Annotated in this window: 1 protein-coding gene; it reads right to left on the reverse strand. The window is 63.4% G+C overall.

What is annotated here, in order from left to right:
• On the reverse strand, positions 1-473 hold a 473-nt coding region (locus AC0KUR_RS38170), incomplete at its 3' end, for a hypothetical protein (RefSeq protein WP_473377429.1).
• Between the last annotated feature and the right edge of the window lie 40 nt (positions 474-513).

Below are 513 nucleotides of genomic sequence, written 5' to 3' on the forward strand. Positions count from 1 at the left end.
TCGCTGAGCACGTCGGCTTCGACGGGCCTGTCGACGGCCAACAGTTCCATTACATCGCTGTCGACGTCGGCCTCGACAGGTCTGTCAACGGCTAACAGCGCGATCACGTCGCTGTCCACGTCAGCCTCGACCGGCATCGGTTCGCTGTCCACCGGACTGAGCGCGACCAATAGCAGCGTGAGCTCGCTGAGTACGTCGGCCTCGACAGGTCTGTCGACGGCTAACAGCTCGATCACGTCGCTGTCCACGTCAGCCTCGACCGGCATCGGTTCGCTGTCCACCGGACTGAGCACGACCAATAGCAGTGTGAGCTCGCTGAGCACGTCGACCTCGACGGGTCTGTCGACGGCCACCAGTTCCATTACGTCGCTGTCGACGTCGGCTTCGACCGGCTTGAGCGCGACCAATAGCAGCGTGAGCTCGCTGAGTACGTCGGCTTCGACTGGGCTGTCGACGGCCAACAGTTCCGTCACGTCACTGTCTACGTCGGCCTCGACGGGTCTGTCCACGGCC

It is taken from the genome of Burkholderia sp. YHN3-13 (genome assembly GCF_055810675.1).